Source organism: Amycolatopsis sp. NPDC102522, assembly GCF_055584485.1.
This window is the reverse complement of sequence record NZ_JBVJLY010000033.1, coordinates 66,941-79,375: the sequence shown is the minus strand read 5'-3', so window position 1 is coordinate 79,375 and position 12,435 is coordinate 66,941. Positions and strand designations below refer to the sequence as shown.

The window sequence follows — 12,435 nt, the reverse complement described above, 5'->3', positions numbered from 1 at the left end:
AAAATCCACACAGTCGACGCCACAGGCCCGGTGTCGCGCAGAGTCACCGACACCGTCCACAAACACGCCAGGTTTGCCTTACCCCTCAATAGAACACGAATCGCCACTCACGACCTCCTCCATCAAACGCGCATACAGACACGAATCGGGCCAGTCGCAAAAAATGTCCCTTGTGGACAGTTGAAGTTGCGGCCGCCCGACCGCTTCACCAGTCGATCGGCACCGCGACAGGACCTTGCAGCGTCAAGAACATCCGCCGCCAGGCGATTTCCTCGAAAGGCACCGCGAGCCGTAGCCGAGGCGCGGCGGCCAGCAGCGCCGTGACACCGGTCCGGAGTTGCAGCCGGGCCAGTGCGGCGCCGAGGCAGTGGTGCGGTCCGTGTCCGAAGGTCAGCTGTCCCGGTGCGCGAGCGGGATCGACTCGCGCCGGATCGGGGAACCGCCGGGCGTCGTGGTTGGCCGCCCGCAGGGGAGCGAGGACGAATTCGCCCGCGCGGATCGGTACCCCGTCGATGACGACATCCTCGATCGCCACCCGTCCCTGGTCGGCGGCCGAACCTTGGTCCTGGCGCAGGAGTTCCTCGATCAGCGCGGGCACCGCGGCGGGATCGCGGGGGAGTTCCGGTTCCGCCGCCAGTCGCAGCACGATCTGGGCCAAGGCGTTCGCGGCCGGGACGTACCCGCCGAGGAGGATCGCGAAGGCGAGCTGAGTGACCTCCTCCGGACTCAGCGCGTCGCCGTCGTCGTCACGTGCCTGGAGCAGCCCGGTCAGTAGGTCCTCACCGGGCTCGTGGCGCTTCGTCTCGACCAGTTCCGCGAGGTAGTCACCCAGTTTTCGGGCGGCTTCGGTCATCTCCTCGTAGCTCGGCGCGGTGAACACCGCGAGCATGCCGTCCGTCCAGGCGCGCAGAGCGTCGCGAGCCGACGGCGGGACGCCGAGCAGTTCGTTGAGTACCGCAAGGGCGAACGGGATCGCGTACCCGTCCAGTACCTCGGCGGGCGGACCCTGTGCGAGCAGCTTCGCGACCAGGTCTTCCGCGAGCGTTTCCACTCTGGGGCGCAGGAATTCCACTCGCCGCGGGGTGAGCGCCTTGCCGGCGATACGACGAAGCCGTGCGTGTCCAGGTCCGTTCATGGTGAAGAGCAGATCCCCGGCGCCGGACGCGGGGACACCGGGAAGCCACACGCGGAATCGGGCGTCGGCCAGCAGGGCGCGGATGTCGTCGTAGCGGGTGACGAGCCAGGCGTCCTCGCCTGTCGCCAGGTGCACGCGGCTGACCGGTTCCTCGTCCTGCCGCCGGACGAGTTCGGCCGGGCAGCGCATCGGCTCGGTCGCCGCGAACGGGTAGTCCATGTGAATCCCCCTATTTCTTCGGTTTTCCGGTCACCTCTTCGGCCAGTGAGTGCAGCGGCATCAGCGCGGAATCCCCGCCCACCTTGAGCGCGCGGGCGGTGAGCAGGCGGTACAGCTCGTCCGCAGCCTCAGTCAGCCGCGCGGCGCGCTCGGCGACGGAGTCCTCGCCCGGATCGAGTTCCGTGAGCGCTGCGGCGATGACCTGTTCGGCGTCCCGCTGCTGGCGTTGCGCGACCGCCTCGATCAGCCCCTCGACCGGGGTGACCAGGGTGCGACGGCGATCCGCCGGATCCGGGCGCGTGCGCAGGGCTCCGCGTTCCCGCAGCTTGGCGACGGCGGCGGAGACATGGCTCTGCGCGAAGCCGGTGCGCGCGGTCAGCTCGCTGATCGACAGATCCGGCGCTTCGACGACCACCGAGATGAGCACGAGGTAGATCTCCGGGACCTCCGGATCCGCGTCGTCGCGCATGCCGTGGGAGGCGAGCTCCATCAGATGCTTGCCGAGCAGGTACAGCTCACCGGCCTTCATATCGGAAACGATACATCTAAAACGATGCAATTGGCCAGGAAAGGCCGCTGCTCCCGTTTCGCTGTAGCGCCTACCGAGGGGGCAGGTGTACGCGCAGGGATCTAGCGCTCCTAGCAGGAAGGCCACCGACCCCGAATCACTCCCGACCGCGGCCCGAGAGCAGGGACGACGTGTCCAGGATCGCGGCCACGACGCGTTCGTACTCGGCCGGATCGGTCAGCGCGACGACAGTCTCCTTCCCGTCATCGACAGTCAGGTATCGCCTGCCGACCAGTGCCCGGTGGCCGTGTTCGTCCGCCCGGCAGAGCATGGAGGTGTTCGCGATCACCGCTTCGTCCAGGTAGCGCTCGAAGTGTTCGGTGAAGCCGTCCCAATCGGAAGTCGCGCGGGCCTGGGGTTTGAAGCGGTAGACCGGATGCCAGTCGAGGGACCTGCTCCGCCGGAGAACGGTGTGCAGGCCGTCTTGCTCGTCCACCCGGAACTGACATCCGTACTGGGTCTGCACCATCGGGGAAAGCTCCAGGGGCAGCAGGTAGGAAGGACCGGCGAAACCCACGTCCGCCAGCCACCGGACGCCGTCCAGCGTCACGAGGGTGAACTTGTGTGACAGGTCCGGGCTGAACCTCCCGCCGGCCTGCGGAACGCCCGCCGAAACCTGCACGGTGTCGAAACCCAGGTCGTCCAGCAGCCGTTTGAACAGCAGGTTGAGCTCGAAACAGATGCCGCCTGCCCCGCGGACCACGATCTTGCCGAAGGTGTGGTCGTGGTCGAGATCGGCGAGGTTGTCCGGCAGTTCGCCGCCGTCCTCGGGAAATCTGTTGTTGTCGTAGGGGATGGCGAGCAGGTGGGCGCGGTGCAGCGTTCGCAGTGTCGAGAGGGTCGGCTCGCGAGGCCCGCTGTGGCCGAGCCGCCGGAGGTAGACGTCGACGTCGAACATGCCGTTTCCTTTACACGGTGGCGAATTCGGGGCTCAGCGTCGTGAGCAGGTGGTTCGTGAGCAGGCGCGGGGTCGGCTGCTCGTAGACGACGGCCGCGTTGAGCCGCAGGCCGGTCGCGCCGGTGATGCGGTTACGGAATTCGACGGCCGTGAGCGAAGTGAACCCGCTGTCCCAGAAGGGAATGTCCGGGTCGATCTTCTCGGGAGAGCGGTGCCCGAGCACGGTCGCGGTGGCATCGAGGACCATGTCCAGAAGCAGTTCGGCGCCTTGGTCGCCGGTGAGTCGTCGCAGCCGCGCGGAGAAGTTTTCGCCGGTGGAGGTGTTCGCGCGCCGTCGCTTCGGTGGCATCAGTTCGTGCAGCAACGGTGGCGTGTCCTCGGCGGCGGTCAGGTGCGAGCGCATCGGCGCGAGGACCGGCCGCCCTGTGCCCAGGGCGAGGTCGAACAACGCCATGCCGTCGGCCGGTCGCAGCGGCCGCAGTGGGCCGCGCTGCTCGAGACCCGTCGCCATGCCCCGGTCCCACGGGCCCCAGGCAAGGGAGGTCGCGGGAAGCCCTTCGGCCTGGCGCCGCCACGCGAGGCCGTCGAGGAAACCGTTGGCGGCGGCGTAGTTTCCCTGTCCCGGGCTGCCGACGATCCCCGCGGCCGAAGAGAACAGCACGAACATCGCGAGGTCACGATCACGGGTCAGTTCGTGCAGGTTGACCGCACCGTCCACTTTGGCCGCGAACACGGTGTCGAGGCGCTCCCGGTCCAGCGTGCCGATGACGCCGTCGTCGAGGACACCGGCGGTGTGGACGACGCCGGTCAGCGGATGCTCCGCCGGGATGCCGTCGAGGACGGCGGCGAGCGCGGCGCGGTCGGCGACGTCGCAGGCGATCACGCGGGCACCGGGCAGGTCGACGGCGCCACCGCTTCTGCCGAGCAGCAGGAGATGCCGTATCCCGTGCGCGGTCGCCAGATGGCGGGCGACCGCCGTGCCGAGCGCCCCGGTGCCACCGGTGATCACGACGGTACCGTCGGGCGCCCATCGCGGGCTTGGCGTCGCGCCGGTCACCCGCCGCAGCCTCGGCACGTAAGCCACCCCGGCGCGGACGGCCACCTGCGGCTCGTCGCCGATCAGAGGAGGAGAGGTCCGGTCGTCGACGTCCGCCAGGAAGAACCGGCCGGGTTCTTCGGACTGCGCGGAGCGGACGAGGCCCCACACTGCGTTGCCGACCGGATCGCCGCGTCCCGGACCGATCAGGCCGCGGGTCACGACCACCAGGCGGCCGGTTCCGCCGTCTCGGCCGAACTCCTGCAGAGCGGCCAGCACACGGGCCACGACCGTACGAGCGTCGCCTTCACCCGCTTCGTGGAAGACAAAGTCCGAAGTGGACTGGTCGAGGCGGGTGGGGACCCAGGCCACGTCGAATAGGGAGCCTTCCACCGCGCGGCTCGTGGGCAGTTCGCCGAAGCGGAGCGAGCCGACGGTCAGCACCGGCCTGTCGGTGCTGTCGGTGGCGAGGAACCCTCCGGCGGGACCGCGCCGGACGCGGAGGTCGCGGGCGCCGTCGGCGTGCAGGGTGACGTCGCGCCAGACCACGGGTTGCCGATGTTCGAGGGCGGCGTCGACCAGCTGGGGGTGGATGCCGAAAGCGCCGGGATCGTCGTCGAGGCTGACGTCGACGTGGTCGCCGGAGAGGACGATCGCGGATTCCGGGCGCGGCGGGGTCAGCGTCGCCTGGGCGTGTTCTTGCCAGGGAGCGTGGTTGTCGGGGCGGGAATGCACCCGGACCTCGCGGTGTCCGTCTTCCTCGGGGCCGCCGAGGGTGATCTGGACGGTGATGCCGTCACCGACGACAGGTGCGGTGTCGAGTGTCAGTTCGGCCACTACCGGGCAGCCGACCTGATCCCCGGCGTGGATCACCATGTCGAGCACCGCCGCACCCGTCAGCCGCCCGGCGTCCCACTGGGACACGCGGCCGGTGCACACCACCCCGCCGCCGGGCAGCGAAACCAGCGCATCGAGGAAAGGATGGTCCAGACCCGTCAGACCTGCCGACTCCACCTTCCCCTTCGCCGCCGTGGTTTCCAGCCAGAAACGCTCGTGCTGGAACGCGTACGTCGGCAAGTCGACGTGCTGGTACTCACCGGTGAAGGCCGGCGCCCAGTCGACGTCGATTCCACGGGCCCACACCGCCGTGAGCGCTTCCAGCAGGGCACGCACCTCGCCTCGGTCGCGGCGCAGGACCGGTATGCACAGCGTTTCGTCGACAGCCGCGGCCAGGACACCGTCGGGCCCGACTTCGATCAGCGTCGCCGTCCCGAGGGCGCGCAGCGTTTCCAGGGCGCCGTGGAATCGGACGGGTCGCGGTATCTGCTCGACCCAGTGCCCGGCGGTGTGCTCGGTCAGCAGCTCGCCGCTTACCGTGGACACAAGCGGGATCTCCGGCTGTTTGAAGGAGATTCCCTTCAGCACGGTCGCGAACTCGTCGAGCATGGGTGCCATCAGCGGGGAGTGGAAGGCGTGGCTGACCCGCAGTCGCCGGGTCCGGCAGCCGCGTTCGACGAACTGTTCCGCGATGGCGTGGACCGCGTGTTCCTCGCCGGAGATCACGACCGATGCCGGGCCGTTGACCGCGGCCAGCCCCGCTGTTTCGTGGCGGGCCAGTGCGGCGAGTGCCTCCTGCTCGGAGGTGGCGATGGCGATCATGGCTCCGCCTTGCGGCAGGTCGTGCATGAGCCTGCCGCGTGCGGCGACGAGAGCGCAAGCGTCCTCCAAGGACAGTGCACCGGCGACGTGTGCGGCGGTGATCTCGCCGACGGAGTGCCCGGCGACGAAATCGGGCCGCAGCCCGAATGACTCCAGGAGCCGGAAGAGCGCGGTTTCGACGGCGAACAACGCCGTCTGGGTGTAGAGGGTGTCATCGAGCAGGGCGAGTTCGGTGTCGCCGAAAACGATGTCCCGCAAGGGGAACTCGAAGTGCCGGCAGATGGCGTCGAACGTTTCGCGGAAGAGGGGATAGGTGCCGTGGAGTTCGCGGCCCATGCCGATGCGCTGACTGCCCTGTCCGGAGAACACGAACGCGGTCTTACCGCCGTCCGCGGTGATCGGCCTGAGGTTGCCGAGTGCGGTGAGGAGTTCGTCCCGGCTCTCGGCGACGGCGACACCACGATGGTCGAACTGCGCCCGGCTCAGCAGTGTTCGCGCGACCGAGGCGATCCCGATCTCGGGGTGTTCCCGCAGATGCCTCGCCAATCGGTCTGCCTGCTCGCGGAAAGCGGACTCGGTGCGAGCACTCACGACCACTGGCCATAATCCGACACTTGAGTCCTTTGTGGATTCTTGGGGGTGGTGTTCGAGGATGAGGTGGGCGTTGGTGCCGGAGATCCCGAAGGAGGACACGGCCGCGCGTCGGGGTTCGGGCCAGTCGTGGTGTTGAGTGAGTAGGGCGGTGTTGCCGCTGTCCCAGTCGACCTCGGGTGTCGGAGTGTCGATATGCAGGGTTTTGGGGTGGACGCCGTGTCGCATGGCGAGGACTGTCTTGATGACTCCGGCGATTCCGGCGGCGCCCTGGGTGTGGCCGATGTTGGACTTCACCGATCCCAGCCAGACCGGGCGGTCGCGGTCCTGGCCGTAGGTGGCCAGCACGGCTTGGGCTTCGATCGGGTCACCGAGGCGGGTTCCGGTCCCGTGTGCCTCCACCACATCAACGTCGGCGGGAGACAACCCGGCGTTGGCCAGTGCGGCATGGATGACGCGCTGCTGAGCAGGCCCGTTCGGTGCAGTCAGGCCATTGGAAGCACCGTCGGAGTTCACCGCGGAACCACGCACCACCGCCAGAATCGGATGCCCATGGCGTTGGGCGTCGGACAGGCGTTCCAGTAAGACCAGGCCCACGCCTTCACTGAACCCGGTCCCGTCAGCAGCACCCGCGAAGGCTTTGCACCGGCCGTCGGGGGCGAGGCCGCGTTGTCGGCTGAAGTCCACCAGCAAACCGGGTGTCGCCATCACGGTCACCCCACCGGCCAACGCCAGCGAGCATTCACCGCGCCGCAGCGACTGCGCCGCCAGATGCATCGCCACCAGCGAAGAGGAACACGCGGTGTCCACCGTCAACGCCGGACCTTCCAACCCGAACGTATAGGCCACCCGGCCGGAGATCACGCTGCCGGAGTTTCCGGTGCTCAGAAAACCCTCCACATCGGACGAAGCGCCAGAGGCCCTGCTGAGATAGTCGGTGTACATCACGCCGGTGAAGACGCCGGTGTCGCTGCCCCGCAACGACTCCGGGTCGATCCCGGCCCGCTCGAACACTTCCCATGAGGTTTCCAGCAGTAGTCGCTGCTGGGGATCCATCGCGACCGCCTCACGCGGGCTGATCCCGAAGAACGCGGCGTCGAACCCCGCCACCTCCTCCAGAAACGCGCCCTGACGCACCGAACATCGGCCCACCGCGTCAGGATCAGAATCGAACAGACCGTTCAAGTCCCAGCCGCGATCCGAGGGGAAGTCGCCGACCGCGTCACCACCACGATGAACCAGCTCCCACAAATCCTCAGGGCCACGCACCCCGCCCGGGAAACGACAGCCCATCGCCACGATCGCCACCGGCTCCTCGGAAACCCGTGTGGTCACCGGAGGTCCGGGCGGGCGTCGTTCGCCGAGCAGTTGCTCACCGAGGTACGCGGCCAGCGCGGCCGGGCTCGGATGGTCGAACACCAGCGTGGCAGGTAGGCGGATACCTGCGGCGGCGGCCAGGCGGTTGCGCAACTCGACCGCCGTCAGGGAATCGAACCCGACCTCTTTGAACGCCCGGCCGACGTCGATGGTCTCGCCGGGGGAGTAGCCGAGGACGGCCGACGCTTCGTCGAGGACGAGGTCCAGCAACAGTTGCTGCCCTTCCGGCGCGGGCAGTTCGGCGAGACGTCGTGCCAGGGAGCCGTCTTCACGGGCGCCGCTCGCGGCGGGTCGCTTTGTCCGCACCAGACCACGCATCAGCGGGTGGACGGTTTCCTGAGGTGACAGGTTGAGGTGCGCGGGGACGAGCATCGGATGGCCGGAACTCAGGGCGTTGTCGAACAAGGCCAGACCGTCCGCTGTGGACAATGGACGGACACCCGCGTCCGTCATCCGGCCACGGTCGGCTTCGGACAGTCGTCGGGTCAGTCCGGTCGCCGGTTCCCAGAGACCCCAGGCGAGGGAGGTCGCGGGGAGCCCTTCGGCGTGACGTTCGTGCGCGAGTCCGTCCAGGAAGCCGTTGGCCGCCGCGTAGTTCGCTTGACCCGGAGTTCCGAAGACACCGGCTCCGGAGGAGAACAGGACGAACAGGCTGAGGTTGTGGTGTCGGGTGAGGTGGTGGAGGTTGAGGGCGCCGTCGATTTTGGGGGTGAAGACGGTGTCGAGGCGTTGTGGGTTGAGGGTGGCGAGGACTCCGTCGTCGAGGACCCCTGCCATGTGGATGACGCCGGTCAGGGGGTGTTCAGCCGGGATGTCGTCGAGGACGGCGGCGAGTGCGTTGCGGTCGGCGACGTCGCAGGCCACCACGCGCGCTTCGGGGAGGTCGGTGGTGCCGCCGGTGCGGCTGAGGAGCAGCAGATGCCGGACCCCGTACGTGTCGACGAGGTGGCGGGCGATGATCTGGCCGAGGGTGCCGGTGCCGCCGGTGATCAGGATTGTTCCGTCCGGGTCCAGTACCAGCGGCTCACCGGCAGGCTTAACCCGGGCGAGCCGGGGCACCCGGACTTGACCGGCGTGGATCGCGACCTGTGGTTCGTCACTGGCGGCGACCTGGGGTACTAGGGCGCGGGATCTCGGGTCGTCGTCGAGGTCGGCCAGCACGATCCGGCCGGGTTCTTCGGCCTGTGCGGAGCGCACCAAGCCCCACACCGCTGCCCCTATCGGTGTGGACACACCGTGGGTCAGCACCACCAGGCGCGACGAATTCTCCTCCCGCACGAACTCCTGCACCCGCGCAAGAACCCTCGACACCACTTCCCGTACGTCACCGGTACCGGCCTCGCACACCACGACATCCACATCGGCGGCCTCGATCTGGGCAGGCAACCACTCCACCCCGAACAACGAACCGGAAACGGCGGTCAGCTTGTCGAAGCTGAGCGGCCGGAACACCAGTGAGGCCAGCGAGGCGACAAGCTTCCCGGCGCCGTCCGCCATGGTCAGGGACACGGCGCCGGACCCGGCGCGGGCCGCTCGGACACGCAACGTCGTGGCGCCCGACGCGTGCAGCGTGAATCTGTTCCAGGAGAACGGGAGCAGCACCTGGTCGTCGTCACCGAGCGGGGTACCGACCGCCGACGTGTGCAGGGCGGCGTCGAGCAGCGCGGGATGGATGCCGAAGCCGGACGCCTCGGCCTGCGCGTCCGCAGGAAGCGCGACTTCGGCGAAGATCTCGTCGCCGAGCTTCCAGGCCGTCCGCAGGCCGCGGAAGAGCGGCCCGTGTTCGTAGCCGGCTTCGGCCTGACGTTCGTAGAAGCCGTCCAGCGCCACCGGTTCCGCGCCAGCGGGCGGCCACTGCGCGAAGACCTCTCCGTCGGCTTCGGGTTCTTTGGCGGACAGAACGCCGGAGACATGCCGAGTCCAGGAATCATCGTCCGCCGAGCGGGAATAGGCACCGAACGAACCCTCCGCGCCGACCCGCACCTGCAGCCGGACTCCGCCCTCCGGCACCACGAGCGGCGTCTCGACCAGCAGTTCCTCCACCACCGGCCGTCCGATCTCGTCCCCGGCGCGGACGGCCAGTTCGACCCAGCCGGTACCGGGGAACAGGACGACACCCGAGACGGTGTGGTCGGCGAGCCAAGGATGATCCGACACCGAGACGAATCCGGTCAGCAGGACGTCGCCGTCGTCGGCCAGCCCCACCGAGGCGGTCACCAGCGGATGCCCGGTCGCGCTCAGCCCCGCGGACGTCACCTCCGCCGCCGGCCGTGCGACGTCCAGCCAGTAGCGCTTGCGCTGGAAGGGATAGGTGGGGAGATCCAGATGCGGTCCGCGGCCGAGGCCCCAGTCGACCGGGACGCCGCGGACGTGGAGTTCGCCCGCCGAGGTCAGGAACCTGTCCCGGTCGCCGTCGTCGCGCCGCAGGGTGCCGACGACGACGGTGGGCGTTCGGCCAGTGACGGTGTCGTCGACGCTGGTGGTCAGCACCGGATGGGAGCTGACTTCGACGAAAGCGTGATAGCCGTCGGCCGCCAGTTCTCGTATCGCCGCGTGGAAGCCGACTGGCCGTCGAAGGTTGCGGAACCAATAATCGGCGTCGAGTGTGGTGCCGTCGGCCCAGCGACCGTCCACTGTGGAATACAGGGGAACGTTGGCCTGGACCGGGTTCAGTCCGGCCAATGCCTGCAGCAGGTCGTCGCGGATGATGTCGACGTAGGGGCTGTGGGAGGCGTAGTCCACAGGGATGGTGCGGGTGCGGATCCCGAGACCTTCGCAAGCGTCGGCGAGCGCGGCGAGTCGCCGGGGATCTCCGGACACCACCACGGACTCCGGCCCGTTCACCGCCGCGAGACAGGTCGACACCGGGAGCAGCGCGCGGACCCGGGATTCCGACGCGGACACCGACAGCATCCCGCCCTGCCCGGCGAGTTCGCGGGCGATGATCGCGGACCTCAGCACGACGACGCGGAGCGCGTCGCCGAGGGAGAGCGCACCGGCGACGTGGGCGGCGGCGATCTCGCCTTGGCTGTGCCCGACCACCGCGTCCGGCTCGACCCCCAGCGATCGCCACAGGGCGGCGAGCGAGACCATGACCGCGAACGACGCCGGCTGCACCACGTCCACCCGCGAGAGCAGCGCTTCATCGGCGAGCACGTCTCGCAAGGACCACTCGACCAGTCCGTCGAGCGCCTCGGCACAGGCGAGCATCGAGTCCCGGAAGACGGGCGACGACTCCCACAACGCCAGCCCCATCCCCGTCCACTGGGCACCTTGCCCGGGGAACACGAACACCGTCCGGCCGGTCACGTCGGCCACTCCGGCCTCGCACGAATCCAGCCGCTCCAGCACCGTTTCCCGATCACCGGCGACGACCGCGCGGTGATCCAGCAGCGCCCGCGTGGTCACCAGCGCCCGTGCGACGTCGGCCACTTCGACGCCGGGCCGCGCCCGCAGGAACTCCGCCAGCCGCCGGGCCTGCGCCCGTACGGCCTCCGCGCACGCCCCCGACACCACCACCGGCCAATGCCGGTGCGGGACGCTCACCTCGGCTTCCGTGTCGTGGTCGACGGCGGATTCGAGGATCACGTGGGCGTTGGTCCCGGAAACGCCGAACGCGGAAACGCCCGCACGTCGGGGTTCCGGCCAGTCACGGGACTCGGTGAGCAGCTGCACGGCGCCTGCGGACCAGTCGACGGCAGGGGTCGGGGCGTCGACGTGCAAGGTCTTCGGCAGGACACCGTGGCGCATCGCCATCACCGTCTTGATGACGCCCGCGACACCCGCCGCTCCCTGAGTGTGCCCGAGGTTGGACTTCAGCGAGCCGAGCCACAGTGGACGGTCGCGGCCCTGGCCGTAGGTCGCCAGCACCGCCTGCGCTTCGATGGGGTCGCCCAAGGTGGTGCCGGTGCCGTGCGCCTCCACGACGTCCACGTCCGAAGTGGACAGTCCAGCGTTGGAGAGCGCCTGCCTGATCACCCGCTGCTGGGAAGGACCGTTGGGCGCGGTCAGCCCGTTGGACGCGCCGTCGGAGTTCACCGCCGACCCGCGCACCACCGCCAGCACCGGATGCCCCTGCTCCCGCGCGACCGACAGCCGCTCCAGCAGCACGACACCGACCCCTTCGGACCAGGCCGTACCGTCGGCGGCGGCCGCGAAGGACTTGCATCGGCCGTCGCGGGCCAGCCCGCGCTGGCGGGAGAACTCCGGGAAGGCGCCCGGAAGCGACATCACGGTCACCCCGCCGGCCACCGCCAAGGAACACTCGCCACGCCGCAGTGACTGCGCGGCGAGGTGGATTGTCACCAGCGAAGACGAGCAACCCGTGTCGAGAGTGACGGCCGGGCCCTCCAAACCGAGGGTGTACGCCACCCGCCCGGACGCGACGCTGGCCGCGATACCCGTGCCGAGGTACCCCTCGAACTCGTCCGGGACCGGGTGGAGCCGGGTCGCGAAATCGTAGTAGACCAAGCCGGTGAACACGCCGGTATCGCTGCCCCGCAAGGACAGCGGGTCGATCCCGGCCCGCTCGAACACCTCCCACGACGTCTCCAGCAGCAGCCGTTGCTGGGGGTCCATCGCCAGCGCCTCACGGGGACTGATCCCGAAGAACCCGGCGTCAAACATCGTCATGTCGTGGAGGAAGCCGCCCTCGCTGACGTAGGACTTCCCGACTCTCTCCGGATCGGGGTCGAACAGATTGTCCAGATCCCAGCCCCGGTCCACGGGAAAACCCGAGATCGCGTCGCCGCCGTGCGCCACCAGCTCCCAGAGGTCCTCCGGCGACCGGATGTCGCCGGGGAACCGGCACGCGAGCGCCACGATCGCGATCGGCTCACGGTCGCTCTCCTCGAGGGCGCGCAGCCGCTTGCGGTAGCGCTCGTTGTCGGCGAGCACGCGCTTCAGGTACTCACGAAGCTTTTCGTCGTTCGCCATGGCAGGGTCAGCTCCTC

The 12,435-nt window shown here is 69.1% G+C and carries 3 protein-coding genes and 1 pseudogene; all 4 read right to left on the bottom strand.

The features are described 5' to 3' along the window. Positions 1–205: 205 nt before the first annotated feature. A complete protein-coding gene (locus ACZ6YV_RS41400; protein ID WP_465514864.1) occupies positions 206–1,354 on the bottom strand; it encodes a cytochrome P450 in 1,149 nt (382 codons plus the stop codon). Positions 1,355–1,364: 10 nt separating this feature from the next. Then, positions 1,365–1,883: a MarR family winged helix-turn-helix transcriptional regulator gene (locus ACZ6YV_RS41395; protein WP_465514863.1), complete on the bottom strand. Its 519-nt coding sequence runs from the start codon at positions 1,881–1,883 to the stop codon at positions 1,365–1,367. Between the two features lie 136 nt (positions 1,884–2,019). Next, positions 2,020–2,820 carry an arylamine N-acetyltransferase family protein gene (locus ACZ6YV_RS41390; RefSeq protein ID WP_465514862.1) on the bottom strand — a complete coding sequence of 267 codons (801 nt, stop codon included), beginning with the start codon at positions 2,818–2,820 and terminating at the stop codon, positions 2,020–2,022. 10 nt (positions 2,821–2,830) lie between these two features. Beyond that, positions 2,831–12,418, bottom strand: a pseudogene (locus ACZ6YV_RS41385) (SDR family NAD(P)-dependent oxidoreductase); the annotation flags it as partial. Positions 12,419–12,435 lie beyond the last annotated feature (17 nt).

Excerpts from the sequence above, each read along its gene's own strand:
- ACZ6YV_RS41395 (WP_465514863.1), bottom strand. The coding sequence starts at position 1,883 with ATGAAGGCCGGTGAGCTGTACCTGCTCGGCAAGCATCTGATGGAGCTC.
- ACZ6YV_RS41390 (WP_465514862.1), bottom strand. The coding sequence starts at position 2,820 with ATGTTCGACGTCGACGTCTACCTCCGGCGGCTCGGCCACAGCGGGCCT.
- ACZ6YV_RS41400 (WP_465514864.1), bottom strand. The coding sequence starts at position 1,354 with ATGGACTACCCGTTCGCGGCGACCGAGCCGATGCGCTGCCCGGCCGAA.